A 25,088-nucleotide genomic window follows, 5' to 3' on the forward strand; every position below is an offset into this window, starting at 1 on the left:
CGGGAAGGCGTCCGTGTCCTCGTGGATTTTCGCCCGAGTCCGCTGGGAGCCACGGGGCCGGTGCGCTCGGTCTCGCGGACCTGGCGGACAGGTGGTTCGCCGAGCCCGGACCTTTCGAGGGCGTCGAGGGCCTCGGGTCAGGTGGCCGACCCGAACAGGTCGGCGGGCCGGGACGGGTGAGGTCCCAGCCGAATCGCCGGCATCCCCGTTACGGATCCGCGGGTCCGGGGTGTGATCGACGAGCGGGCGCATGGGCGCCCGCGCCGAGCGCGAGCGGGTGCGCTCGGCGCGACGGATGCTCGGCGCGAGGGGTCCTCAGTACGAGGGGTCCGAAATGGACTCGGCCCGGTAGATGTCCATCGGCTCCTCGCCGTCCTCGTCCACGCCCACCTTCCTCAGCCGCAACGTTCGGCTGCCGATTTTCAGGGAGCGTTCACCGTTGATCTCCGTGGACGCGAACACCGTGACCGAGTGACCGTGCATATCGCGTACCTGGTCGTATTCCGGTCCGTCGGGAATGTCGAGCTTGATGCGCCTCGTCTGGAACGTCACCCTCCCAGTGTGAAAGCCCCGGCTCCGAAAATCGATCGCGCGCACAATGATATTTGGCATCGGTTTCAACCGGATGGTTATGGCGGCCTGCCCGGGACGGCGCTCCCGCTCCGGGGGGCTACGGCAGCGGATCGATTTCGAGGTTCTGGTCGTACTGGACGAGTTCGGCCCCGCGGTCCGTGAGGATGGGCCATCGGGTGGCGCGGGCACACCAGATGACGTGTCCGGCCGTGATGTCGCGCGATCCGTCGAGGATCTCCGCGATGTCTCCGACCTTCCCGTGTGTGAAGTCATCGATCTTCACGCCGGGGGTCGTGACGAGTTCGAACAGCTCCACCTGGGTCGAGATCGGGGAGATGGACAGGACAGCCGCGAGGCTGGTCGCCGGGACGCATATCCCGCCGCCACGGAAAAGGCACATGGCGGCGACGCTTCTGGAGTATTCGGTCTTCGCCACCGCGATGTCGACCAGTGCGCTCACGTCGAGCACTCGACCGGGAAGCACGGCTCAACGCCTCCTGAACGGGCGAATGCCGATCTGGCCCCACTCCGCCTCGGAGAGCTGGTCGACCCCGAGGGATTCGGCCGCCACGTTGAGGTCTTCTCGGTGCAGGTTCCAGCGGTGCATCAGGGTGATCACGTGGGGTTTGTTGCCGATCTCTCGCTGGACCGCCGTGTGGATCACGTCGACGACACGGTTTCCGGTCAGCCGCGCCTTACGAGAGAGTGCCTCATAATCCGCTTTATCCAGCTCTATAGTGATAGAGGTTTCGGGAGCTGATGTGCTGATGGTCCTCTGTCCTTCTCTAAGCTGAAGATGCGCCAGCCAGAGCGGAACCGAATCCGATTCATGTCTGGCGCCATCGTGATCATTCGCTGATGGTTTTTCCGATCCTGTGCCGTCTTGCCTTGCCGGCATGGAGTGGGCCATAAGTTCGACAGTAGCTGTGAAATGCGGATTATGGCAGCACTTCTGCATGACTTCGATGGCGGGTGCGAGCCGGATTCCCGGTCGGGTGCCGGTTGTCATCCGCGTCACCCGCCTTTCCGTCCCCGAGGTCGCGCCTCATCCCCGGTGGGGAGATCACCGGTCTCGGGCATCCCCAGGGCCACGCGTATCCCTACGCAACCGAGCGTATCCACATGTGTGCATATGTGCAGGTCCAAAATCCATTATTCAAGGAAACCTGATGGCTGGGGGGAGGCGGACGAACTTGGCGCGGGATCGGACGAGCCGGGAACGGGATCGGAGGGGGCGGAAGCCGGGTCGGAGGGGCCGGTGGCGGGATCGGACGGGCCTGAGGTGGGGGTGACGGTGCCGCAGAATCCCGCGGCCCGCCGTTGCTCGGCTATCTGGTCGACCGGCTTCTGGTACTCCGACCGCTCCTCGGGCGACGGCTCGTACCGCCACGAGTCGCTCTCGAAGACGAAGCCGAACTCCGTCGTGTCGCCGAGCCGGCTGGCCTGGACCAGGGCGGTGTCGCCGGTGATCGCGACCTCGGCGACGGTGAACGGGGAGTTCGCCACGAGCGGCGGGCAGAGACCGAACAGCCTCACGTACTCCTCCCGGGTGATCAACCCCTGCGCCCCGGTGGTCCACAGGTCCCAGAAATCACCGTAGGAGCCGCTGCTGTACGCGTCGAGCGCCGGCTGGGCGGCCTGGCGGACCGAGGCCTCCGAGTGCTCGGCATCGGGCGTCGGAGCCGCGACCGGCGGCGAGGAGGGCGGATTGAGCACCATGAACACGGTGATGGCGGCCCCGATGACCATACCGAGGGCCATGACGACCAGCACGGTCAGCCCGCGCCCCGTCTCGCCCCGCGGCGGTCGGCCGTACTGCGGCGGAGGCGGATAGCCCACGTGCGGTCTCCGGAGGGCCGACAAGAGTGGATGAACGTGATCATAATGCCCGTAGCTCGTGGCTGGCCACGGTCGCCGCGCACGCTGGGAAGAAGGGGACACCAACATCTCCGTCCACACCCCGCGGTTCTGCACGATCGGTCCGGCATCCAGCGCCGTCACGGTGGCCGTGTTCGCGCTGCTTGTCGCGGTCTGGTGCGTGGTGGCCTCCTGGCTCGGGTCGCACAGGAAGATCATCGAGCTGGTGGAGCGGTCGGGCAGGTGGCTGGTGCCCGTGGTGTTCATGAATGTCGGTGTGGTCATTGTGGCGGAGTCGATATTTAGATAAATATGGACAATTCGCCCGAATTTGGGGCAGGTGTATCGGGGAATTAATCATTATGCGAGACCGTTTGCGCTTCTACCGGCATCGATGGTTCAAGGCGTGGATCGCCATGATCGTTCTGTCCTTCTCGCTCATCGCCATGATGCAGGCGGCCGGCAATCAGGCGGTCATGCCCGCAGCCTTCTTCTACGGGGCCGCAGCCGGGCCCATCGCGCTCCTGCTCGCCATCCACGACCGTATCCACATCGCCACCAGCGTGCCGGCCATGACGCTGATGGGGATGTTCCTGTTCGGCGGGGGCGTCGCCCTGCTGCTCGGCGGTTATTTCGACTCGCTTTTCATCTCCCAGAAGAACAGCACCTCGATCCTGCGGGTCGGCTGGATCGAGGAACCCGCGAAGCTCGTCCCACCTCTCGCGGTCGCCCTCACCGGGCGCCACCTCACCAAGGCGGCGGGGGTCGCGCTCGGCCTGTCCTGTGCGACCGGATTCACGATCATGGAGTCGATGGCCTACGCCTGGAAGAGCGTCGCCAACCACGGCGGCGCCGTCGGCGCGGGCACGATTCTCCTGCTACGCGGCCTCAGCACCCCCTTCAGCCACCTCGTCTGGACCGGCCTGGTGTGCGCGGTGGCCTTCGGGGCCTGGCAGGTCAGAGGTCGCGCCGTCGTCACCATCCCCATCATCGCCGCCTTCATGACGGCGGCCCTGCTCCACTCGCTCAGCGACGGCCTGCTCATTCTGGACATCCCTCAGCCCGCCCGCCTGCTCTTCCTCGTCGTCGCCGCGGCGAGCTACTGGCTGTTCCACCGGGCCACCCGTGACCTGAAACCACAGGCCGCCCCAGCCCCCGAGCCTTGAGGATGTTCCACGTGAAACGTCACAACCGGGAGAGCAGCCACCGGGGGCCGACGACCTCGGCGCCCAGTTCCGTGACCCGCTCGCGCAGCCCCCGGTCGGCGGTGACGACCAGGACGCGCTCCCACGGGCGGGCGTCCCTTACGGCCTGGACGACGGCGTCGTCCCCGCTTCCGGGCGCGGCGATCACGGAGACGCCGGACACCGGAGGGGCGTCGCGGGCGGCCCCCTCGACGACCGCGGTCACCCGGGGGAACCAGCGCGCCAGGGTCGGGATCTGGCCGGGCGCGGTCCACAGTCCACCAGCGGCGTGCGTGCCGACCTCGGTGAGCAGCCTGGCCGCCGCACCGGCGCGGTCCCTCCACCAGCCGTGCTCGGCGCGGGCGCCCACGATGTTGGCGATGTCGAGGACGACGAGGGAGGGGGCGAGCGCGAGACCGATCACCGGCCAGGTCTCGGCGAAGCCGGGGTGGAGTTTTTTGGCGGTGACCTCCTCGGCGGGAAGCCAGCGCAGGTCGGCGCTCTCACTGTTGCCCGGAACCGCCCTCAGCAACTCCGCGGCCTCGGTGATCACTGTCTCGAAGGACCAGCCGCCGTGGTCGTCGAGGTAGACGCCCTGGATCCGCAGGCCGGTGCCGTCCAGCGTGGCCTCCTCGAACGCCTCGCGCAGGGCGGTCGTGACGGTGTCCTCGTGACTGTCGCGGGCACCGCCCGGCAGTCCCCAGGTGCCACCGTGGTGGCTCCAGACGGAGCGCTTCTGCATCAGGATGTGCGGCTTCCCGGTGGCGTCGTGGTGGACGGCGAGCAGCCCGGCCGCTCCGTACACGCCCCAGTGCCGGTGCCCGCGCTCACACTGGGCCCAACCGTCCCCATCCCTGGCCGCCATGGACCAATGATGCATCAGCCCGGTCCGGCGGCACCGGACCGGGTCGGCCTTCCCGCCCATGCTCCCGGCGACCTGTCGCGGACCAACGCTCGCGGGTGAGAGACCGCGGCACACCTCGGGGAAGCGGAGAAGCCTTCCGCTGACGGCCAGAAATACCTCTATATCGGCTATATCGGATCAGACATACTTGCGCGTATCTTGCCCCTCGTTAAAGGACCCGCATGAAGTCGAGCGCGTTCTCCGTGCATATTCGCCCGTTGCGCCCGATCCGTACGTTCGCGACCGTTGCCATCACTCTGATCGCGCTGGTCTCCATCGTGTCCGTGGGCCTGTCGGGGCTGCGGATCCTCTACGAGGGGGACCGGCTCTGGCGACTGGTCTACGAGTGGGAGGCCCTGTACACGCTCCTCCTCTCCCCGGTCGTCCTCCTTTTTCCGATGCTCTGCCTGCTGGCGGGAATCGCCTTCGTATGCTGGCTGTTCCGTGCTCGCGCCAACTCGTACGCGATCTCTCCAGGGGTCTTTCACATGTACGCCGCGCCGTACCTGGTGCTCGGCTGGATCCTCCCCATCGTCAACCTGTTCGCTCCCAAGGGGATCGTCGACGACATCCTGGCCACTTCCCGGCCAGGTGGCCTGCGACCGGGGAGCGACCTCTTCAGGGCCCGCCGCTCGGGGCTGGTCTGGGCATGGTGGCTGACGTGGGTGCTGTGGCCGTACGCGACGCTGGCGTCCGTGGGGCTGGCGGGGACGGACATGGAAGGCCTGGAAAGCGGCCTGGAAAGCGGCCTGGCAGACCTCGCTCTGATCGTCGGCATCGCGCTGCCGATCGCCGCGGGCCTCCTCGCCATCCGGGTCGTCCTGACGATCACCGATCTTCAGGAGACCGCCCGCACAGGAGGACCGGTATGGCTCCAGGAAAGGGCAGGACCGCTCGGGAAGCCGCACCTCGGGCTCACCACGCTCGTCGTGCGTGACTATGACGAGGCCATCGCCTTCTACGTCGATGTCCTCGGCTTCGAGCTCCTGGAGGACACGCCTCAGGGTGAGGGCGGACGCTGGGTGACCGTCCGCCCGCGAGGCGCGCGGGAGACGGCGCTCCTGCTCGCGCGCGCCGACGGCCCCGAGCAGGAGGCCCGCGTCGGCGACCAGACCGGCGGCAGGGTCGGCCTGTTCCTCCACACGGACGACTTCGCCCGCGACCACGAGCGGATGCTGTCGGCGGGCGTCACCTTCGAGGAGGCCCCACGGCACGAGCCCTACGGCACGGTCGCCGCCTTTCGGGACCTGTACGGCAACCGCTGGGATCTGCTCCAGCCCCGCGTCTCGCCCGCGTACGGCTGAGCCTGGCCGGCCGATGACCGGTCAGGCCCGGACGTCCGCCGCGCGGCCCCGTGGTCGTCTCCTCGCCCGGGTGTCGTCGCGCCCGAGCCTGTTTCGCCCGGCTACCCGCGTTCGGCGGGTGAGGAGGCGACCCTCGCGTCGAGGCGGTTGGCGTACAGGCTTGTGGCCGTGACGGTGGCCAGGACCGCGACGATGACCCCCAGCGAGACCGGAGTGGGGATTTCCGGGACCCACGTCCAGACGCCGTGCGCCCAGTGCAGGACGAGCTTGATTCCGATGAAGGCCAGGATGATGCCGAGTCCGTGGTTCAGGTGCCGCAGTTTCGCCAGGACGCCCAGGAGGACGAAGTAGAGCGCGCGAAGGCCCAGGAGGGCGAAGGCGTTGGTGGCGAAGACGAGGTAGGGGTCCTCGGTCACGCCGTACACCGCGGGCACCGAGTCGACGGCGAAGACGATGTCGGTGGCGAAGACGGCCACGATGGCCAGCGCCAGCGGGGTCAGGGCGCGGCGGCCGCCCTCACGAACGACCAGGTGGGAACCGCGATAGTCGTTGGTGACCGGCATGAAGCGCCGTAGCAGCCGGACCGTGCGCATGGAGGAGATGTCGACCTGCTGCTCCTTCCCGCCCAGTGCGTCCTTCATGATCTTCACGGCGGTGACGATCAGTATCCCGCCGAACAGCAGGAACGCCCAGGTGCCGCTCTGCAGGACGGCCGCCCCCAGGGCGATGAAGATCGCCCGCAGTACCAGAGCCCCGACGATGCCGTACAGCAGGACCCGCTGGGCCAGGGCGACCGGGACCGCGAAGGCGGACAGCAGCAGCATGAACACGAACAGGTTGTCCACCGACAGGGACTTCTCCACCACGTAGCCGGTGAAGAACTCCACCGCCACACCGGACCCGAAGACCCCCCACAGGTAGACGCCGAAGGCCAGGGGCAGTGCCAGGTAGAAGACCGACCAGCCCACCGCCTCGCGCATCCGTACCTCGTGCGGTCGCCGCGTCAGCATGAAGTCCACGGCGAGCAGCAGCAGCAGAGCGGCCACGGTGATGATCCACAGTTGTGGCGAACCGATCGTTTCAAGACTGACTGCTGACAGGAATGCCTCGGTGGGCATGAAGCCTCCTCGAACGTGCTTGGCCGTTCGAGGTCTCCTTCACCCGCACGCAGCAGGTGGCCGCCCGGGGACATTATGAAACGTCCGTACTGACCGGGTCGGCTCTTGGGAAGTACTCCCCTCGTCGTCCCAGAGTAGGGCAGTTGTTGGACAGGCTTCTACCCCGGGTTGCTGTCGGGGCCTGATCCGCACGGATGGTGGAATCAACGGGGAGGGGAGCACCCGCCGCCCGACACCCCGATCGGCGACACGGCCCCCGAGCGTGGGGAGACCCGGCGGAGCGGCCCCACCTGCACCGGCCGGGCGATCACGGCGGCGGGAACGGGGGGACGAGACGTCGAACCACGGCCCGGCCTCAGCCACCGCCCTTGCTGAAGTGCTGGTAGTCCTTGATGCCTGACCAGTAGCCGCCCCACTCCCAGCCCTTCGCCTGGAAGGCCTTGACCACCCGGTCGCCCGGGTTGATCACGCCGGGGGCCTGCACCGGGCGCTTGGCGAACCTGCGGGCGTTGCTGTGCGCCACCGAGCCGTTCGACGAAACGTACGGGTTCTCGCGCGGGTTGATGTCGATGGCCCGGCCGTAGGCGTGCTGGGACCAGCTGCTGGACCCCGTCGCCGCGCGGCAGTTGAAGGCCGAGGTGTTGTTGGCCTCGATCGAGTCGAAGTCATCGCCCTTGTAGACGTCGACGAGCTCCATCTTGTTGATCGGCCAGCGCCAGTCGTACAGGCGCCGGAAGATCGAGACGATATCGTCGGCCACGCCCTTGTAGACCACCAGCTCGCCGGTGTGCGGCTTGTCGTCGAAGCCCCAGTAGGTCATCGTGATCAGCCGCAGGTCGCTGAGCTGGACCGGGCAGCCCGGCCGCCAGGAGTACTTGAGCAGCTGGCGGATGACCGGGGAGATCTTCGCGGAGAACTTCGGCGGGCCCGTCGGGGTCGGTGTCGCGGTGCCGGGCTCCGGTGTCGTCGTCGGTGTCGTTGTCGCGGCGGTCGGCTCGGGAGCCGGCGACGTCGGCCGCGCGGCCGACGTGGACTGGGCCGATGTGGGCTGGGAGATGGCCGTGCCGCAGGAGGCGACCGCCAGGCAGCCGACGGTCATCGCGAGCGCCGCCCGGGTACGGGTCGTGAATTTGGATCTTGCCACGTGCTGCCTCCCATCGAAACGGACAAAAGCGACAATAGTTCATTGTAATTGATCAATTACCCGAGGTGACGGGCGAGTGCGGCGGCGATCCACCCATGGGCGATCACGGACTCCGGCGGCCAGGGTGTGCCGTTGACCATGGCCACCAGCTCCCAGTATCGCTCGGCGCGCGGGTCGTGCTCGGTGTAGTCCCGTACGACCGACTCCGGGGTGCGCCCCTGCGCGTCGGCCATGAGCGCGAGGATCCCGGCCACGACGGGTGCGGCGGCCTCCGACTCGGGGGCCACGCCGTCGCGCACCGCGACCAGCGCTCTCTCCATGATCAGGGTGTTGGCCTCGTGCCAGGTGGTCGGATCGAGTTCGCCGGCCTTCTCCCAGAACTCGCCGCCCATCTCGCGGAGGGAGGCGCGGAAGTCGTCGTCGGAGAGCAGTTCGGTCAGCTCCAGCCAGGCGTCGAGCTGTTCGATGCCCGGGTCGTCGGGCAGGTCGGGCACCATGGCCGGGCGCAGACCGGCGAGCCACCTCTGCCTGGCGGGGTTCTCGCCGGAGACCTCGTCGACGAACTCGTTCACCAGTGCGGCCGTCTCCGCCGCACCGAGCCGCCCGAGGGCGTTGATCCGGCGCAGATCGTCGTCGGACACCTCGTCCCGCTCCAGCGTGGCCCTGAGTACCGCACGGGTCTGCTGCAGTGACCTGATCTGCGCCTCGACCGTACGGAGATGCAGGGAGAGCACCTCGCCCAGGTCGCGGTCGCCGAGTGACCTGATGGTCGCCAGGTCGACGCCGATCTCGCGCAGCGCCCTGACGAGCTCCAGCCGGCCACGGTCCTCGTCGCCGTAGAGGCGGTAGCCGCTCCGGGTGCGGCCGCGTTCGGGAAGCACCCCGATGTCGGAGTAGAAGCGGATCGTCTTCACCGGCAGACCGGAGAGTCTGGCGAGCTGTCCGATCGTGTAGCTCATGTGCTCATTATTCCGTTGAGCCTCCAGTTACAGGAGACTTTAGCTTGCCGGACATGTCGAAGAAGAAGGTCAACAGGACCGCCAAGCTCCAACTTCCGGCCGGCGAGGCCGGTCCCGCCGTGGTGGGCAAGGACCTCGGCCCGCTGGGGCTGAACCTCATGGAGTTCTGCCGCCGGTACAACGCCGCCACGCAGGATCAGCGGGGATTCGTGGTCCCCGTCGTCGTCACCGTGTTCGAGGACCGCTCGTTCGAACTGGCGATCAAGATGCCCACCACGGCCTCGCTGATCCGCCGGGTGATCGGCCTGGACGGCGGCAGCCCCCGCCCGGGGCATCAGGCGGCGGGCACGATCACCCGCGCGCAGCTGCGGGAGGTCGCCAGGAGCAAGATGCCTGATCTCAACACCGCGGACCTGGACCAGGCCGAGAAGATCGTCGCCGGCACCGCGCGCTCGATGGGCCTGACCGTTCGCGACTGAACGCTCATGGGCGGTGAGCGCCTCCTGGCGGGAGCCCGGCCTGCCGGCCGCTCGCTGAGACCGGAGCGGCCCCGGGGTCTCTACCCGTGACGGGGCGCTCGCGTGGCTTACGCCCGGATTTGTAGCTGCTTGGCACGGGAGCCCGGGTTCCTTGGGAAGGCTTTTCATCGAAACGTATCGCGCCTGTGTTCGAACCCGCGCTACAGTCATGGGCACGGGATCGAACACGGGTTCGGGCTGACGTCCGCCCAGGTGAAGGGGTGTGCCATGGCGATGCTCGCGACACACGCTCCGTTTCCTCGGGTGCCGGTGGAGCGCGGTGCGACACGCCGTAGCCCTTTCTACGGAAATCTAAGCCGACCGCTATATCCCGTCATAAAGTCCGAGAGCGTGGACCCCGTGCGCAATCCCTACGCTCCAGGTGCCGGACAGCGCCCCCCAGAGCTCGCCGGTCGCGACCGTGAGCTACAGCAGTTCGAGATCGTCCTTGAGCGGGTGGCCCGAGGGCGCCCCGAGCGCAGCATGGTGGTCACCGGGCTGCGCGGCGTCGGTAAGACCGTCCTGCTCAACACCTTCAAGTCGATGGCCATGCAGCGGCTGTGGGGCACCGGGAAGATCGAGGCCAGACCCGACCAGTCGATCCGGCGTCCGGTGGCCGCCGCCCTGCACATGGCGATCCGCGAGCTGGCCCCCAGGCACCGGGCGCCCGAGCGTATCGAGGAGTTCCTCGGCGTGCTCAAGGCGTTCGCGATGCGCGACCCGTCCGCGGCCAAGGGCACCTCGCACTGGTCGCCCGCGATCGACGTGCCCGCGGGGCGGGGGCGCGCCGACTCCGGGGATCTGGAGATCGATCTCACCGAGCTGTTCGTCGACGCCGCCGGGGTCGCCACCGATCTGGGCGTCGGCATCGCGCTGTTCATCGACGAGATGCAGGATGTGCAGGCTCCCGACGTCTCGGCGCTCTGCGCGGCCTGCCACGAGCTCTCCCAGAGCGGCGGCCCGCTGATCGTGGTGGGCGCGGGGCTGCCACATCTCCCCAGCGTGCTGTCGGCCAGCAAGAGCTACTCCGAGCGGCTCTTCCGCTATGCCAGGATCGACCGTCTTGACCGCGACGCGGCCGACCTGGCGCTCATCGCCCCGGCGGAGAGTGAGGGCGTGGAGTTCACCCAGGACGCCCTCGACGCCCTCTACGTGGCGGCAGACGGCTACCCCTACTTCGTCCAGGCGTACGGCAAGGTCGCCTGGGACCTGGCGCTGCGCAGCCCGATCACCGCCGACGACATCAGGGTCTCCGCGCCGGAGGCCGAGGAGGAGCTCGCGGTCGGCTTCTTCGGCAGCCGCTACGAGCGGGCCACTCCCGCCGAGCGCGACTACATGCACGCCATGGCCGCCATCGGCGACGAGCCCGTCGCCACCGCCGAGGTGGCCGAAGGGCTCGGCCGTAAACCGTCGAGCCTCTCTCCGGCCCGCGACAGCCTCATCAAGAAAGGCCTGATCTACAGCGCGGAGCGGGGGCTGATCGCGTTCACCGTGCCGCACTTCGGAAAGTTCCTGCGATCCCAACCGGTCTGAGCGAACATTTGTTCGATATAGTGTGAGGGAGCTCCTAGCTCTCTATGTGGCTCTCTAGTGGGGAAGCTAGAGAGCCATATAGAGCTCAATCGTGCTGCCCTGCGGATCTTGCTGTGCCGAGGTCCGGTCAGGTGGTGTCTCACGGGGGTGCCGCCTGACCACGATGGGCAACGGACCCCAGGGGCAGGGCCTAGAGGAATCTAGGGCCCTCTAGCGTCAGGCCGATACCGGCAGAGATTCCGGAAGAGGCGTGGTCTCCACCGGACGCCCGTCGGAGCCGACCATGGCGACCCGCACCGCCGGATGGCGTCCGCTCAGATAGACCGCGAAGACCACGTCGACGGGCTCGCCCGTGTGGCTCTGTCCCGGATAGACGAAGAACCGCCAGCACAGTTCTCGCCAGCTGTCGACCGGCTCCGTGCTCGTCAGCCGGCCGGTGTGCGAGCGCCAGACCGTGCTTGACCGCAGTCGGCCGAGCGCGGTGGCCGGGTCGAAGCGGCGCTGCTCACAGGGGGCCCGGTAGCGGAGCCTGGCGACCGCCTCCTCGATCTCCGGCGAGAGTGCGGCGAGCACCAGCAGACCGGCGATCATGTAAGGCAGGTGCGTCCACGTCATGCCGGCGATCGCCTCCCAGCCGGAGACCTCCGGAGTCAGGAGCAGCCCCGCGGACATCGCCGTCAGCACCATGGTGCGGCCCAGCGATCGCCGTCCCACCGGTACCGCGCTGACCTCGCCGAAGCATCCGCATCCCGCGTCCGGGCGTCGGCGCCGCAGTTCCCACAGGACATAGGTGGACACCGCGAAGAACGCGACGACCGCCCACCGGAAGAACGGTTGGCCACTCACCAGCAGGCCGCACGCCAGGAACAACTCGCCGAGCGCGCAGATCAGCATCATGTGCTTACGCCAGCGTTCGGGCACCAGCACGGCAGGCCCCAGCCTGCTCAGCATGCCGGGCTCGGCCTCGCGCGCGACGGTCCAGACCTTCGCGACCGTACCTGCGACCAGCAGCAGGAGCAGGACCGGCAGTTGTTCGGCGGCGATCGTCGTCAGCATCCGTGTCACCCCATTCCAAGTCTGGCGTTGAAGCATCCGGCGGTCAGGTCTCCACCGAGTTCCACGAAGGAACTCGGTGACAGCTCCAGAATCCGGCCGCGAGGCGAGGTGCCGCACTCCAGGCACCGGTCGCAGAACCGGCCGGCCAGACAGCCGCACGCCACGATCGGCAGGACCGAGGTCCGCCCGGCGCACACGTTGCGTACGTTGAGCATCGAACCCAGCGACAGGTACGGCAGCCCGGTGCAGGACACCCCGGCGTCGTCGCACGCCGTATCGGACCGCTCCAACATGGGGTAGGCCACCCCCTGCTCCCCGCAGTCGAAGGTGTCCGACCAGGTGGCCGTGCCCGAGATCCGCGACTGCATGCCGCTGTAGCCGGGCGGAGGCGTCGGCACGGCCCTCCACCGGTAGGGCGGCTGCGAGGTCGCGGGCAGTCGAGCCTGTGCCACGCCGTCCTCGCGGACCCCGATGGCGTCGAACAGGTAGCCGGGTTCGAACTGCGGATGCCTGACCCGCAGGCGCCCCGAGGCGCGGTAGGGGATGACGATCGTGCGCCGCCCACGGTGCGGTCCGCAGTACAGCTCCACGGAGTGGTCCTTGCCCTCCGAGTCGATCGACTGGATCACACCGGTGATCCTGGTGATGTCCGCCCAGATCCGGTCCACGACCCGGCCGGCCCGCAGCGCTCTGATGATCACATTGGAGCCCACGGGAAGGTCGGCCGGAGTGACGGCCTCGCCACGCCAGGCGGTCGCCCACGGCGCGATGACGAGCCGCTCCTCGTGGCCGTCCGGGGTGTCGATGACGATCAGGTGCGGGCTGACGTCGAGGATCGCACCGCTGACCGAGTGGAAGGACTCACCTTCGACGGGGAGCGGGCCGGGCTCCTGCGCCGCCCGGCCAAGCGCGGCTGCCGCCAGCGCGCGGCGGCGATCGGCGCTGAGATAGGGCATCGTCGCTCCCCAGGTTCTGCGAGGTGTCGCAGTCAGCGTCACACGCTTCGCGGAGTCCCGCTGTCCGCTCCACCAATAATCACGGCAGGTGTCCAACCAGGTACTACAGTTCCCCTCCTCGGTAGAACGCATTGGTGTCCACTCGATGACAAACCGCTATCTAGTATCTCTTGCGTGCTCCGTCGCCCATCGAAGCCGATCTTTACCGTTGATGGGAGGAAACATAGATTTCGGTTCAGCCGCAGTATGGGTTCGGGCTGCGATTCTGACCACCATACGCACCTGGAGCACAGGCTGGTGATCACGGTGGCCGGCGGGACCGACGAGGAGTTCCGCGAGTATGTCGTTGCTCGCGGCCCGGTGTTACTGCGTGCCGCCTACCAGCTCACCGGGAATCCGAGCGACGCCGAGGACCTGCTGCAGGTGGCACTGGTCAAGACCTACCTCGCCTGGGATCGCATCCAGGACCACGCCGCCCTGGACCGCTACGTGCGCCGGACGATGGTCAACATCAACATCTCCTGGTGGCGGCGGCGCAAGCTGGAGGAGTATCCGTCCGAGGAGCTTCCCGAGCCGATGCTCGCGGGCGGCCCCCACCTGCCCGAGCGGGTCGAGCAGGCCCTCGACCGGCTGCCCACCCGGATGCGGACCGCCGTCGTCCTGCGCTACTACGAGGACATGACCGAGTCGGAGATTGCCAAGACCCTGGGCATCAGCGTCGGGACCGTCAAGAGCACGGTCTCCCGGGGGATGGCCAAGCTCCGCGGCGACCTCACGCTCTCCGAACCGCGGGAGTTGGAGCATCGGGTCTAGACCCTTTTTGCCCACCGCGGTCAGGCGGGTCTCGCCACGTTCTCCTTGCGAGTCCTCGCTACAGCACGTTCTGCGGGACGGCTCCTGAACCGGTATTCCCGCACGTCGACCGGAGCCTTTCCCGGGACATCCGATTCGGGCAACCCGCCCGGTGAGGGGCGGAATCCCGCGCTTCTAGCCTTGGCAAGACGGGACGGACTCGGCTTCCGCCCCTGCGGTGGCACACGGCCGTACGGCGTCGCGAATGGTTCTGAGGGTGTCGAGGAAGGCGCTGAGCTGCTCGGGAGAGAGCAGGCCGGTGAACCAGGTGTCGATGTCGATCAGATGCCGGGGGAGAATGCCGCTGAGCCGGTCGGCGCCGGCCTCGGTGATGACCGCGTAGGAGGCCCGCCTGTCGGTGGCGCACGCCTGCCTCATGGCCAGTCCCTCGCGCTCCAGCCGGTCGACGACCCGGGTCATCCCGCTGGTGGACAGGCTCGTCTGCGCCGCCAGGTCGCTCATCCGCAGCCGTCGCCCCGGTGAGCGCGCCAACCTGAGCAACGTCTCAAAGTCGATCTCTGAGAGCCCCGCGGCCGCAAAGGACTCATGCGTCTTGGCCGAGATGCCGGTGTAGACCTCCGCCAGGAGGCCCATCGCCGTCAGCCGGGAGTCATCAAAGGGGATCACGTTCACACTCTATCCGAAGGTAGTTGACGGGAGGAATATTCCTCGTGTAGAAATCTGTTGCTGCAATCATCTACTCAGCAACCTTCTCATCGGGAGCACAGCATGACCACTCGGACCTGGGAGAACCTTCAGATCCCGGCCGCCGGAACCTTCGCTCTGGACGTCGCCCACACCCGGATCGGCTTCGTCGTCAAGCACATGATGGTGAGCAAGGTCCGCGGTCACTTCGGCGACTTCTCCGGCACCGTCACCATCGCCGAGAACCCCCTGGACTCCTCCGCGGAGCTCTCGATCAAGACCGAGAGCATCAACACCGGCGTCGCGGACCGCGATGGCCACCTGCGCAGCGACGACTTCCTCTCCGTCGAGAAGTTCCCCACGCTGACCTTCCGCAGCACCCGTGTCGTCGGCCACTCCGGTGACGAGTTCACCCTCGTCGGCGACCTCACCATCCGCGACGTTACCAAGCCGGTCGAGCTCACCGTCGAGTACGGCGGCGCCGGCACCAACCCGTGGGGCCAGGACGTCTGGGGCTTCTCGATCACGACCGAGATCGACCGCGAGGAGTTCGGTCTGACCTGGAACCAGGCGCTGGAGACCGGCGGCGTCCTGGTCGGCAAGAAGATCAAGATTGAGATCGAGGGCGAGGCCAACCCGGCCGCCTGATCTCCGCCACCACTCGGGACCCCTCCCGTCCCTTCGGGCGGCGAGGGGCCTCAGTGCGTCCGCCTGTTGAGATATAGCGTCTCATGAAGCGGGAATCCACAGGATTCCCGCCGGGCCCAGCTGGGGACTCCCCGGTTTGTCCACAGGGGTGGCGAAAGTTATCCACTGCCTGTGGACAACTCTCGCCCAACCCTTGCCCGCGACGTGATCACCAACCGCTTTGCCGCCTCGCCGGATGGCCGGTACTCTGTCCTGAGCCGAACGGTTACCAGGAGGCTTCGCCTAGTCAGGTCTATGGCGCCGCACTGCTAATGCGGTTTGGGTTTACCGCCCATCCGGGGTTCAAATCCCCGAGCCTCCGCAGTTCAGAGGCCCTCTCCCGAGATTCAGGGAGAGGGCCTTTTTGATCTCTGAACCCTGTCAGGGTTGCAATTCGGGTTGCAGTTCTCACCCATCGCCCCAGAGGGCGGCTCCCATCCGGGTGCTCGCGTCCTGCATCAAGGCGCCGGCCACGTGGGTGTAGCGCTCGGTGGTGGTCACCCGCGCGTGGCCGAGGATCTCCTGTACGACGCGGATATGCACACCCTGTTCCACAAGGAGTGTCCCTGCCGTGTGGCGAGCGTCGTGGAGCCGCGCGTCACGGACACCTGCTCGCTTCAGAAGCGCCTTCCACGCCTTGTAGTCCTCGCTCCGTTCCATCGGCTTCCCGTGCCGGGTGGCGAACACGAGATCGTGGTCCTCCCACAGGTCCCCTGCTCTCTCCCGCTCGGCCATCTGTGCGTCGCGATGAGCCCGCAGGAAAGGCAGCAGTTCGGGAGGACATTGAAGGGTGAGCTTGCTCCGGCCCTTGCGCTGCCGAAAGATCATGCCGCCACCCGTGCGCTTGGGGCATCGATCCGCGTGACCGGTGCATCCCTTCGGGCATGTGCGCTTCGGGCAGACGTGGCCGTGCCTCTTACATGCCTTGGGGCAGTCCGGCCGGTGCTTGTGCTCGGTGCACCGCTTCTTGCACGGCCAGCGATGCCACTCCTTGCCGCACTCGTGGGGGTCGTTGCAGCCGTGTGCCCAGGGCTTGCGCTGCACCTGGTACCACGCCTTGATCACACCGGTCTCCAGGTCGACGAACGACCACCGCAGCCCGAGCGCCTCCCCTTGGCGGATGCCCAGCGAGAGCGCGACCGACCATCTCGCGGCGTTGCGTCTGGTCTTGGCGGCTTCCAGAATCTTGCGCGCCTCGTTGCGGGTCAGCGGCTCAAGATCGGAATCGTTGGCCACCGGTGCGTCGATCAGCGTCGAGACGTTCTTGGTGACCTTGCTCCGGCGAACCGCGATCTTGAGTGCACGGGAGAGAATGCGATGGATCTTGAGCACCGTGCTGGACGAGAGCCCACTTTCCAGCATGGTCGAATACGCCTGGTCGAGATGTTCGGGAGTGAGCTTGTCGAGCCGATGACGGCCGAGCAGTGGCTTGACCCAGTGCTCCGTCTTGGACCGGTAGTCGTCGAGTGTCCGGGGAGCCATCGCGCCCGAGGCGACGAGCCGGGCACAGATCACGTCGAGGTATTCGGCCATCCACTCGGTGAGCGTGGGAGGCCGACCCGGCTTGCTGACCTGGCCTGCCTCACGCTCCTTTTCCAGCTTGGCAACGCTGGCGGTCACCTCAGCTTGGGTCTTGCCCTTACGGTGCCGACGATCGGGTGAACCGTCCGGCTTGACTCCGACCGTGACCCACCCGTGCCACTTGCCGTCCTTGCCGAGGTAGATGGAAGAACGGCCGTTGGGCTTCCTGGTCGCCATCACGCCGCCTCTTCCTGGGAGAGCCCCGCCTTGGCCTCCAGTGCGCGGGCGAACTCGTGGAGCGCCCACCGGGGGACCAGTCGGTATCCCTCGTCCTTGATCGACTTGAGTTCGCCAGACTTGATCAGCCGGAAGACGGCCGTACGGCTCATGCCGAGCATCACGGCGGCATCCTTGGGCCGGTAGAACAGTGGTTCCATGTCAGGCCGCCTCTCCGATTGCCGAAAGATCCTCGATCGGCTGTCCGTCCGCTCTGGCTTGGAGTTCGATCAGGCGTGCGCGGGTGCGCCGGCGGTTGGCGACCTCGCGCAGCAGGCGTTTGGCGAGTGGGGTGCGGTTGGGGTCTTTGGAGGAGACCGGCCGCCAGACGTAGCGGTGCGGGTCGGTCTCGGTGTCGTCAGGCAGGCCGAGCATGTCGAGGACCCAGACCCGCCGATCCTGCTTGTGTTCGCGCAGGGTCTTGTTCGACCACTTACGGGAAACCAGGACCCGCCGGCCCGCGTAGCCGAGGTGTTCGGCCTTGTGCGCCTTGCCCTTGCAGCGGCCCGGCAGCATGCCCGCCTTGGCGCCCTTGGGCTGCACGCCGTACCGCAGCCAGTTCGGGCAGGTGGGCGAGCACGGTTCGTAGCGCAGTGCCTCGACCATCCGAACGGCGTGGTCACGACGGGCAGGGTTGTCGGTGGTGGGGTCGTCGGGGTCGAGGGGGTCGCCGAGGTTCTTGGTCAGGTACTTGGTGAGGTAACCGATGCGCTTGTGAGCGTCCGGTGATCCGGCGACGATGCCCTGAACATCGACCTGAGGACCGAAGCGGACCACGTGCAGGGGTTCGGCCGCCTCGTCGGTGTCGAGCTGGTCGAGTGCTTCGTCCCAGGTGGGCAGCAGTTCCCCGGTGGCGGGGTCGAGGTAGTCGCCGCTCTGTCCGTCCGGGTAGGTGACGCCGTCGTCCAGCACGGCCCGTTCCGCCCAGATGGGCAGATGGTCACCGTCGAACTTCACTTCATCCACCGAGGGCCACCACACCTGGTGGTACGTGGCAGCGGCAATGGCTCTGATCTCCGTGCGGGGCATGGTGCCGCGGATTGCCATGTGCAGATGCGGAGCGAGCCGTTTCTGTGGTTCGACGGTGGCGAAGTATTGGACGTCGTAGCCGGCCACCCGGCGGAGGTTCTGCACGAAGCGGTCGACGAGCTTGGAGAAGTGCAGGGCATCGCGGGCCGCGCGAGCGTAGTCGTAGCTGCTCGGATCGACCGGCACGCCCAGACCGGAACGGATCTTGCCGTACGAGGGCAGGGTGAGCGTGACGAACAGAGACGGCCGGTACACCCTCCCATCAGTCGCGATGAAGGTCCGGCCGAGGGTGGTGTCCTGCTTGGCCCGCTTGGGCAGGTCTGGCGCATCCTGGCGCCGCCTCGTCGAACGCGACCGCTTCGGGGTCGTACGGCCACCCAGGACGTTGCCGCGCATCCCAGCGGCGTTGATCTCCGCATCGATGCCCGCGATGGCCTCGTCCCAGTCGAGGGTGTCTTCCCCGTCCCGCTCGGCCTCGTCGCGCTTGGCCTGCACGTCGGCCCGGAACTCGATCAGCCACCGCTGATCCTCGGTGGAGGGGTGAGGTTCGGCGACGGGTTCATGGTCCAGGTGCCAGCCTTCCCGACACTGGGCTTTGCGCAGTTACTTGTTGCGCTGAGCACACGGCGGGCACTTGGCTTCCTGGGTGGTGCCGCAGGGGATGTTGAACGACTCGACCGTGCCGGTGTGGGTGTCCAGGCGGCGCAGTTCGAGGGGGCGGATGCAGACCCCGTTGAGCTTGGCGACCTCCACCGCGACGTCCAGGGCGAGGGGCAGGGTGTCACGGACGAGGCGGGGAAGGGTGTGGTCGGAGCCGTCCGGCGAGGGGGTGGGGGTTTCGGTCATCTGTCCTCCTCTCGGTCGAGCACGTCGGCGGTGAAGCGGTAGGAGGCGCTGTAGGGGTCGCGGCGCAGCCGGATGTTGACCAGGTCGGAGAGCACCAGCTCAAACCGTGGCGGGGAGTCGGACAGGGGGCTGAGGAGGCGGAAGGGGATCGTGTCGATCTCGGCGAGGGTGCCCTGAATGATGATCTTCACTGGGTTGTCTCCTCGGCGAAGTCGGCGACCATGGCGCGGATGTCGGCATCGCAGACGTAGCCGGCACGGGCACGGATCGGATCGGGCGAGGTCTCCAGCCGGACGTAGCCGATGCCCGCACCTTGCTCGGGAACCGGAGAGATGTGATCGGCCAGCGCACCCCGATCACGGGCACCGTCGCCGAGCACCATGTCCACCTGCTCGGACTCATCCAGCCGGAGCGCGATCTTGTCGGGGAACAGGTTGCGGACGTTCATGACCTCTTTGCGCGGGTCCTGGAGTGCGGCCATGACGCCGAACCCGACCGCGCGGCCTTGGGTGGTGAGCGTCGCCAGGGCGGCGGAGATGCGTAGTTTCAGGCCCTTGTCGGATTGGTAGGCGGTCAGGAACGCCACCTCGTCGACGACCACCAGGACGAACGGGTCATCGAGGGTGGGGGTGTGGTTGCGCTGGAGTCCGGCGAACCGGTCGGCTCGCTCCTGCATGATCTGCACGGCTGCTTCCAGGAGATCGGCGCAGGCCGCCGGGCTCGCGGCGTAGCGGGTGCCGAACAGGTCTCGTCCGAAGGACAGTTCCATCCGCTTGGGGTCCAACGCCCAGACCTGGACCAGGCCCGCCCGCACCGCAGGCAGCAACCCCCGGATGGTGGACCAGATGATCGAGCCCTTGCCCGTTCCGGTGGCGCCGGCCACCAGGACATGGGTGCCGTGAACCTTGAGCCGCCATGGGGTGCCGTCCTCGCATCGGCCGATCTCGACCGGCCCGACCGAGGCCACCTCGGGGATGGGTAGCGCGGGTAAGGGGGTGGCCAGTGGGTCACGTCGGGGGAAGGTCAGCAGCAGACGGCCCGATCGGGCGATGGTCACCCGACAGGAGGTGGCGCCGAACCCGTGGGCCAGGTGCTCGATACGGTCGGTCCAGTCCTTGACCGCCTGTCCGGTGAGCATCTTCACCGTGACCAGATCCGCCCACGAGGTACAGGTGACTTTGACCAGGCGGGGCAGGTAGTCACGACCGCGCAGGTTCCGGCCGAGACCGGAGATGATCATCACTGGTTGCCAGTGCCGCCGGTAGACCCACACCAGCCGCCACCAGGCCAGCAGTCGCCACCCCATCCAGCGATCGAACGAGGGCCGATCGAAGAACGGCCACGGAGCCAGCAGCGAGAGGGGAACGGTGACGACGATCAGGGTGGCGCGCCAGCCGTACAGGATGCCGAGCACGGAGGGCACAGCGAGCAGGGCCAGGGCGATCGGGTGACGCCAGATGAGCCGGATGATTCCAGCCAGCAGCCGCCACAGGAAGATGGTGATGGTGAAGATGGCCGGGGTACGGACCACGGCCGGGCGGAACACTATGGCGGTGTCGGGGGTCGTGGTGACGAGGGTGCGTGCCTCGTCGCCGGGCAGTTTTTTGAACATTAGGCTGGAGCCTCTTCCTTGAATTCGCGTGAGAGGGAGAACCGAGGGGCCGCCGGAATGCCAGTTCCAGCGGCCCCGCTTCGTGTCAGGCCGCCTTGCCCTGCTCGAACTCGTCGACCTGGTGGAGGCTGGTGGACTGTTCGGTGTGCAGGCGCTCGCAGTCGGCCAGGTAGCGTGCAGCAGCGGTGAAGATCTCCCGGGCGAGGTTCACGTCTCGTTCGGTGACCGGCCCGCCGCCCGTGGTGGTGATGGTCATCTGTGCCTCGGTGCTGGACAGGGTCAGGAACGGCCGCTCACCGTCGCCCCCGAACGCCTTGGCCGACATGTCCGAGGTGCAGAAGGAGACGTCGAATCGGGTGACGCCCTCACGGATCGACGCTGTGACGTAGGTGTAGGGCTTGTGTTCACTCACGCCGCCACGTCCTTACCGGCCGAAGCCTTGACCGGAACCGCAGTCGAACGGGGAGAGTGCATCGCCGTTGCCCGAATGGACCAGGCCAGTCGTCCGGTGTTCTGGGCGACGTAGGCGGTGGCGGTCATGCCGTCGAACTCCACCGGCACGAACGGCAGACCCGGCAACGCAGCCGGAACGACCGGCTGAACCGGGGACAGGATCTTGACCGAGACCGTCTTCTGTCCGGCCTTGACGGTCGGATCGGCGTCCATGACAGCGACCTGCCACACCAGCTCTCCGGTGTTCTTGTCCTTGGCGTAGACGGTGCGGCCCTTGGACGAGGCGTCGAAGTCCTTGACCTGCTCGACCTCACCGACGACGAAGCAGCCGTGCGGGAAGACCTGCTCGAAACGGACGGGGATGGGGCCTTGGATGGCCATGATGCAACTCCTGCTGTCGACCCCCCTAGACAGATGCGGCCGTTCCGCGGAGACAAGGTGTCTAGGGGGCTATGCAAGTAAGTTAGGCCGGAGCCGACGAACTGTCTAGGGGGGTCGACAAAAATGCTTAGGAGAATTTCCAGTGCACCGCAGTGGCGTCGTCATGGATCTTGCCCCGAGGCCAGCGGGAGCTGTCCGGATCGCTGTATTCGGCCTCTCGAACACGGCGGATCAGTTCGTCGGGGCCGTCCTGGCCAAGGAGGTCGAGGAGTTGCCGCCAAGTTGCCAGGGCGAAGCGGTCGACGAGGCGGGAGGCGCCGTCGCTCAACAACGCCGCCGCCCGCACCTGATTCACCGGGGCGGTACCGGTGAGGGCCTGTTCTGCGGCGAGGGGATCAACGGAGGCCACCCAGAAACCGCCGTCCCGATTGCGATGATCGCGCAACGTCTCGACGTAGCCTCGAAACGCCTCGGCATGTTCCGGGCTTCCGCCCGGCAGGCCATCCATCAACGCCCGGTAGCGCGCCCCGATGCGGCTCACGCGATCGTCACAGATCACCGTCGGCTCTGTCGTATCGGTGTCGAGGACAACGGCGGAGTCGGCCAGTACCAGCCATTCCAGGACGTCACCCGTACGGCGCAACATCGAGACCGTGGCCGAAGGGGATCCCGCATGCACCAGGTCACAGGTGAAGTCGTGTAACGAGGCGACGTTCTTGATCGACTCGGCAAGAATCTCGGTCAGGGGGCCGGCGCTTTGGGTGACCGCGGACAGCAGGGTTGAGCCGAGCGTGTGGGCGTACCAGGCGACGCCATGGGAGCAGCCCGTTTTCAGTCCCGCCGGGGTCCCGGCGCCGTCCAGGAGTACCACCACGTCAGAGGTGGCCCCGATGAAGTCCTCGTTGGGCCGATCGGGGTGGGCGGATTGGGTGGCGAGACTGAGCCGCACGTCAGTCGTCCTCGTGCCGATAGAGAGGGCCGGCCAGTTGCGTACGGACCGGCTCCCCCGTGGCGGGGTCGTATTCGACGGAGACCACGGTGGAGAAACGCTTGTCACCGACCTGACCCCAGATGGTGGCGATCTCGGAGGCGAGCAGGTCGACGACGCCGAGTGAGCCGTTGGGGTGAATGCCGGCGATGGCCAGGAACGTGCCGTTGCCGTCGGGGCGGGGGAGACGGCCGAGGTAGGCCGAGTCGGTCGGCTGTGGTGGGTCGACCTGGCTGCCGGAGCGGTAGGCGAGGCCGGTCCGGGTGTCGCGCAGCAGCCAGCCGAGGTCGTCGCGCTCCCATCTGATCACGGGGTCGGTGTCGTAGGCGGTGCGCATCGCTTCTGCCATCCGGGGACCGCAGATGACGAGCAGGCCGGGCCGGTTGAGATCGATCTGCCCGTCTACCGAGACGTTGTCGGAGGCCACGGTGAGACCGAAGGAGCGCGCGAGGTCTTCCAGCCGCTTGCCCGAGCGCATGTCGTCCAGGGCGACCACGGGCCGGTTTCGTTCTGGGTCCAGCCGCAGCGGGGTCACCACGGTCACCGTGCCGACACCGAGGAACGCCCCTTCCGGAGCCGGTCCGGTGTGCTTGATCTGGTGAATGCGTCCGCGCGACAGGCCGGCCTGCTCGGCGATCTGCGCATATGAGACGCCTTGGGCGTGCAGCTCTTGGATGACGCGGCGTCGGAGGCGAGCCAGTTCGGTGACCTCCTGTTGCGCGGTGCTCAGTCGCTCGGTTGCGGCCCGGATCAACAGATACGGGTCGTCCATGGCGGCGATGCGTTCAAGGTCACTCGGCGGCACAGTGGATCCCTTTCGGTGGTGCTCAGCCGAGTCTAGCCCCCTAGACGAAATGTCGTCTATCCCCCTTGACAGTACGGCTTTAAGAGGTTCGCCGGTTTTCGGGCTGGTTGCCCGAATCGCTGAGCGTCGCTTTGGCACACCGCGCGTCATCGCACGTGCCCCGTCAGCAGCTCGGCCCAAAGGTCGTGCGCTTCACTGGCGCGGGTTCGGGGAGTCTCACTGACATCGAGCTGAGCGCCTTGCACAGTACGGCGAAGGTAGGACTGCCCGCCTGCCGAGCACAGTTCGTAGATGACCGAACGGCAGTCACAGGTCCAGGCGATCACTCGCCGTCGCCCGTCGTCTCGCGGGTCGATCCAGGCCAGTAGGACATGACCGGCCTGCAACGGTCCCAGGTGCGGGGCCAGGCACCTTCTCACCGCGTAGCCGTCTTCTCAGGAGCCAGGTTCAGGGTGGCCCAGACGATGCGACCCTGCTCGTCTCCGGTCACACCCCAGCTGGCCGCCAGCGCGGCGACGAGGGCCAGGCCGCGTCCCCCTTCCTCGTCTGCTTGAGGAGGGAGAGGGTGCGGTGCGCGCTGGCCGCCCTGGTCCAGGATGCCGAGCCAGATCCGGCCACGGTCGGCTTGGACGGCAACGGTGAAGCAGCCGCCGAACCGGCCGCTTGCGGAGTGACGGATGGCGTTCGTGGCCAGTTCGCTGACGATCAGTTCGGCGTCTTCGATCCCGGACCAGGCACCCAGAAGGGCGGTGACGAATCGTCGCGCTTCGGTGATCGCCACGGGAGAGCCGGGGAAGGTGCGGGACATGCGCCAGGGCGACATAGCGGACTCCGATGTCTAGGGGGCTATACATCCACCGCGCCAGCGTATGAGTGATGCTAGAAGCATCTCAAGGAATTCGACGCATAAATGCGTCAGCGGCTAGAGGTGTGTCGCCAAGGTGCGATAGTCGGCACCGATTCGCCCCAGAAGATCCCGCAGCTTCTCGCCATAGACGGCCACCGCCGCGAACACCTCGAAGGTCTCCCTGTGAGCTGACAGCTCCCCAGGCTCCGTCAACGTCAGATCACCCGTCAGGCTCTCCACCACGCTCACCGCACCGTCATAGACCGTGAACCCATGCAACGGGAACGCCGGAGCCTGCACCGACCACGGCACCACCCCGAGAGTGACATGAGGGAGCGTCGCCACCTGCAGCAGCCGATCAAGTTGAGCGAGCATCAACGCCGGCGACCCCGGCCACGTACGCACAGCCCCCTCGGTCAGCACAAAGGAGAACTCCCGGCCGGACTCGAACAGGACTGCTTGCCCCTCCACCCGAACCGCCGCAGCCTTGGCCGCGTCCTCCTCATCCACCTCGCGACCGATCGCCAACGCCAGCCGGGCATACTCCGCTGTCTGCAACAACGCCGGAACCATTGCCGAAGAAAACACCACCACCCGACGCGCCGACCGCAGCCGGGTGACATTGGCCGCCTCCCGGCCGGCAAGCCCGCCCTTGAGACGAGACACCTCATCGCGCAGCCGCACAAGCAGAGCATCCAGCTCCCCGCGGCCCACATCATCCAGGCCCAACGCCTCAACGAGACGATCCACCGTCTCCGGAACCGGAAGCAGCCGCCCCGTCTCAATCCGAGAGATCGTCGGCTGAGCCACCCCAGCCCGCAACGCCAGATCCTTCCCCGTCAGCCCAGCGTCCTTACGCAGCCGACGCAACAGCTCACCCAGCGCCCGCAGGCGATCCCGACGATCCTCCACACCCAGCGTTCTACCAGCCACCCACACACCGAACGCAGCCCATCACAGATCACTGCCGAATTGTTCTCATGGGGTATCAAGGCGGCGGCGCGGCGCGCCGCCGCACGACCCGCCGCCCGCCAGCCGTC

The 25,088-nt window shown here is 67.3% G+C and carries 29 protein-coding genes, 1 tRNA gene and 2 pseudogenes; 9 read left to right on the forward strand and 23 right to left on the reverse strand.

The features are described 5' to 3' along the window. Positions 1-315 precede the first annotated feature (315 nt). The 4 genes from ABZU75_RS26935 to ABZU75_RS26950 form a co-directional block, all read right to left on the reverse strand. Positions 316-552: a hypothetical protein gene (locus ABZU75_RS26935; protein WP_030921016.1), complete on the reverse strand. Its 237-nt coding sequence runs from the start codon at positions 550-552 to the stop codon at positions 316-318. 118 nt (positions 553-670) lie between these two features. Continuing rightward, positions 671-1,057, reverse strand: coding sequence for a hypothetical protein (locus ABZU75_RS26940; RefSeq protein ID WP_343970877.1), 387 nt, complete (start codon positions 1,055-1,057; stop codon positions 671-673). A gap of 3 nt (positions 1,058-1,060) precedes the next feature. Next, a complete protein-coding gene (locus tag ABZU75_RS26945; protein ID WP_355559711.1) occupies positions 1,061-1,582 on the reverse strand; it encodes a hypothetical protein in 522 nt (173 codons plus the stop codon). 143 nt (positions 1,583-1,725) lie between these two features. Continuing rightward, entirely contained in the window at positions 1,726-2,412 is a 687-nt protein-coding gene (locus ABZU75_RS26950; RefSeq protein WP_355559714.1) for a hypothetical protein, read from the reverse strand. 58 nt (positions 2,413-2,470) lie between these two features. On the opposite strand from ABZU75_RS26950, the gene ABZU75_RS26955 reads away from it, so the two are divergent. Together ABZU75_RS26955 and ABZU75_RS26960 are read left to right on the forward strand one after the other, a co-directional pair. Continuing rightward, positions 2,471-2,740, forward strand: a complete 270-nt coding sequence (locus ABZU75_RS26955; protein ID WP_355559717.1) for a cadmium resistance transporter — start codon at positions 2,471-2,473, stop codon at positions 2,738-2,740. Between the two features lie 52 nt (positions 2,741-2,792). Continuing rightward, positions 2,793-3,596, forward strand: coding sequence for a PrsW family glutamic-type intramembrane protease (locus tag ABZU75_RS26960; protein ID WP_355559720.1), 804 nt, complete (start codon positions 2,793-2,795; stop codon positions 3,594-3,596). Positions 3,597-3,615: 19 nt separating this feature from the next. Here the strand turns inward: ABZU75_RS26960 and ABZU75_RS26965 are convergent, their stop codons facing one another. Beyond that, positions 3,616-4,479, reverse strand: a complete 864-nt coding sequence (locus ABZU75_RS26965) for an NUDIX domain-containing protein (RefSeq protein ID WP_355559723.1) — start codon at positions 4,477-4,479, stop codon at positions 3,616-3,618. Positions 4,480-4,916: 437 nt separating this feature from the next. Here ABZU75_RS26965 and ABZU75_RS26970 point away from each other — a divergent pair. Next, a pseudogene (locus tag ABZU75_RS26970) lies at positions 4,917-5,339 on the forward strand (DUF4328 domain-containing protein); the annotation flags it as partial. Positions 5,340-5,441: 102 nt separating this feature from the next. Beyond that, a pseudogene (locus tag ABZU75_RS26975) lies at positions 5,442-5,822 on the forward strand (VOC family protein); the annotation flags it as partial. A 101-nt stretch (positions 5,823-5,923) separates the two neighbouring features. Here the strand turns inward: ABZU75_RS26975 and ABZU75_RS26980 are convergent. The 3 genes from ABZU75_RS26980 to ABZU75_RS26990 all read right to left on the reverse strand — a co-directional run bounded on the left by ABZU75_RS26980 (position 5,924) and on the right by ABZU75_RS26990 (position 9,043). Beyond that, positions 5,924-6,940 carry a TerC/Alx family metal homeostasis membrane protein gene (locus ABZU75_RS26980; protein ID WP_355559726.1) on the reverse strand — a complete coding sequence of 339 codons (1,017 nt, stop codon included), beginning with the start codon at positions 6,938-6,940 and terminating at the stop codon, positions 5,924-5,926. A 355-nt stretch (positions 6,941-7,295) separates the two neighbouring features. After that, a complete protein-coding gene (locus ABZU75_RS26985) occupies positions 7,296-8,084 on the reverse strand; it encodes a M15 family metallopeptidase (protein ID WP_355559729.1) in 789 nt (262 codons plus the stop codon). A gap of 56 nt (positions 8,085-8,140) precedes the next feature. Beyond that, positions 8,141-9,043 (reverse strand): MerR family transcriptional regulator, encoded by a 903-nt coding sequence (locus ABZU75_RS26990; protein WP_355559732.1) that lies wholly within the window; start codon positions 9,041-9,043, stop codon positions 8,141-8,143. Between the two features lie 53 nt (positions 9,044-9,096). Between ABZU75_RS26990 and rplK the strand changes: the two genes are divergently transcribed. Further along, positions 9,097-9,522 (forward strand): 50S ribosomal protein L11, encoded by a 426-nt coding sequence (gene rplK / locus ABZU75_RS26995; protein WP_355559735.1) that lies wholly within the window; start codon positions 9,097-9,099, stop codon positions 9,520-9,522. A 390-nt stretch (positions 9,523-9,912) separates the two neighbouring features. Beyond that, complete coding sequence (locus tag ABZU75_RS27000; RefSeq protein WP_355559738.1) at positions 9,913-11,094, forward strand: ATP-binding protein; 1,182 nt, start codon at positions 9,913-9,915, stop codon at positions 11,092-11,094. 216 nt (positions 11,095-11,310) lie between these two features. On the opposite strand, the gene ABZU75_RS27005 is transcribed toward ABZU75_RS27000, so the two are convergent. Continuing rightward, positions 11,311-12,150, reverse strand: a complete 840-nt coding sequence (locus tag ABZU75_RS27005) for a MauE/DoxX family redox-associated membrane protein (protein ID WP_350914091.1) — start codon at positions 12,148-12,150, stop codon at positions 11,311-11,313. A 5-nt stretch (positions 12,151-12,155) separates the two neighbouring features. Beyond that, the gene (locus tag ABZU75_RS27010) at positions 12,156-13,106 is read right to left on the reverse strand and encodes a hypothetical protein (protein ID WP_350914093.1); all 951 of its coding nucleotides are present in this window, start codon (positions 13,104-13,106) and stop codon (positions 12,156-12,158) included. 306 nt (positions 13,107-13,412) lie between these two features. Here ABZU75_RS27010 and ABZU75_RS27015 point away from each other — a divergent pair, with 306 nt between their 5' ends. Beyond that, complete coding sequence (locus tag ABZU75_RS27015; protein ID WP_355559776.1) at positions 13,413-13,919, forward strand: SigE family RNA polymerase sigma factor; 507 nt, start codon at positions 13,413-13,415, stop codon at positions 13,917-13,919. Positions 13,920-14,093: 174 nt separating this feature from the next. Here ABZU75_RS27015 and ABZU75_RS27020 read toward each other — a convergent pair whose 3' ends face one another. Further along, entirely contained in the window at positions 14,094-14,585 is a 492-nt protein-coding gene (locus ABZU75_RS27020; protein ID WP_355559742.1) for a MarR family transcriptional regulator, read from the reverse strand. A gap of 102 nt (positions 14,586-14,687) precedes the next feature. Between ABZU75_RS27020 and ABZU75_RS27025 the strand changes: the two genes are divergently transcribed. Together ABZU75_RS27025 and ABZU75_RS27030 are read left to right on the forward strand one after the other, a co-directional pair. Continuing rightward, on the forward strand, positions 14,688-15,251 hold the full coding sequence (locus tag ABZU75_RS27025) for a YceI family protein (RefSeq protein ID WP_350914098.1): 564 nt from the start codon (positions 14,688-14,690) through the stop codon (positions 15,249-15,251). 271 nt (positions 15,252-15,522) lie between these two features. After that, positions 15,523-15,612, forward strand: a tRNA-Ser gene (locus ABZU75_RS27030). Positions 15,613-15,698: 86 nt separating this feature from the next. On the opposite strand, the gene ABZU75_RS27035 is transcribed toward ABZU75_RS27030, so the two are convergent. The 12 genes from ABZU75_RS27035 to ABZU75_RS27090 form a co-directional block, all read right to left on the reverse strand. Beyond that, on the reverse strand, positions 15,699-17,048 hold the full coding sequence (locus ABZU75_RS27035) for a site-specific integrase (RefSeq protein WP_355559746.1): 1,350 nt from the start codon (positions 17,046-17,048) through the stop codon (positions 15,699-15,701). Next, a complete protein-coding gene (locus tag ABZU75_RS27040; protein WP_344891907.1) occupies positions 17,048-17,248 on the reverse strand; it encodes a helix-turn-helix domain-containing protein in 201 nt (66 codons plus the stop codon). The genes ABZU75_RS27035 and ABZU75_RS27040 overlap by 1 nt, the downstream gene beginning before the upstream one ends. Position 17,249: 1 nt before the next feature. Then, positions 17,250-18,719 carry a replication initiator gene (locus ABZU75_RS27045; RefSeq protein ID WP_355559779.1) on the reverse strand — a complete coding sequence of 490 codons (1,470 nt, stop codon included), beginning with the start codon at positions 18,717-18,719 and terminating at the stop codon, positions 17,250-17,252. Beyond that, a complete protein-coding gene (locus ABZU75_RS27050) occupies positions 18,720-18,962 on the reverse strand; it encodes a replication initiator (RefSeq protein ID WP_355559749.1) in 243 nt (80 codons plus the stop codon). Further along, entirely contained in the window at positions 18,959-19,153 is a 195-nt protein-coding gene (locus ABZU75_RS27055) for a hypothetical protein (protein ID WP_355559752.1), read from the reverse strand. The genes ABZU75_RS27050 and ABZU75_RS27055 overlap by 4 nt, the downstream gene beginning before the upstream one ends. After that, a complete protein-coding gene (locus tag ABZU75_RS27060; protein ID WP_355559755.1) occupies positions 19,150-20,574 on the reverse strand; it encodes an FtsK/SpoIIIE domain-containing protein in 1,425 nt (474 codons plus the stop codon). The genes ABZU75_RS27055 and ABZU75_RS27060 overlap by 4 nt, the downstream gene beginning before the upstream one ends. Before the next feature lie 85 nt (positions 20,575-20,659). Beyond that, the gene (locus tag ABZU75_RS27065) at positions 20,660-20,986 is read right to left on the reverse strand and encodes a hypothetical protein (RefSeq protein ID WP_355559759.1); all 327 of its coding nucleotides are present in this window, start codon (positions 20,984-20,986) and stop codon (positions 20,660-20,662) included. Then, the gene (locus ABZU75_RS27070) at positions 20,983-21,408 is read right to left on the reverse strand and encodes a plasmid replication, integration and excision activator (RefSeq protein WP_355559762.1); all 426 of its coding nucleotides are present in this window, start codon (positions 21,406-21,408) and stop codon (positions 20,983-20,985) included. The genes ABZU75_RS27065 and ABZU75_RS27070 overlap by 4 nt, the downstream gene beginning before the upstream one ends. A 127-nt stretch (positions 21,409-21,535) precedes the next feature. Beyond that, positions 21,536-22,357, reverse strand: coding sequence for a protein phosphatase 2C domain-containing protein (locus ABZU75_RS27075; protein WP_355559764.1), 822 nt, complete (start codon positions 22,355-22,357; stop codon positions 21,536-21,538). Between the two features lies 1 nt (position 22,358). Then, complete coding sequence (locus tag ABZU75_RS27080; RefSeq protein ID WP_355559767.1) at positions 22,359-23,201, reverse strand: sigma factor-like helix-turn-helix DNA-binding protein; 843 nt, start codon at positions 23,199-23,201, stop codon at positions 22,359-22,361. A gap of 415 nt (positions 23,202-23,616) precedes the next feature. Then, the gene (locus tag ABZU75_RS27085; RefSeq protein ID WP_355559770.1) at positions 23,617-24,024 is read right to left on the reverse strand and encodes an ATP-binding protein; all 408 of its coding nucleotides are present in this window, start codon (positions 24,022-24,024) and stop codon (positions 23,617-23,619) included. A 99-nt stretch (positions 24,025-24,123) separates the two neighbouring features. Further along, the gene (locus ABZU75_RS27090; RefSeq protein ID WP_355559773.1) at positions 24,124-24,960 is read right to left on the reverse strand and encodes a helix-turn-helix transcriptional regulator; all 837 of its coding nucleotides are present in this window, start codon (positions 24,958-24,960) and stop codon (positions 24,124-24,126) included. Positions 24,961-25,088 lie beyond the last annotated feature (128 nt).

Source organism: Streptosporangium sp. NPDC005286, from assembly GCF_040607515.1.
Lineage (GTDB): Bacteria > Actinomycetota > Actinomycetes > Streptosporangiales > Streptosporangiaceae > Streptosporangium.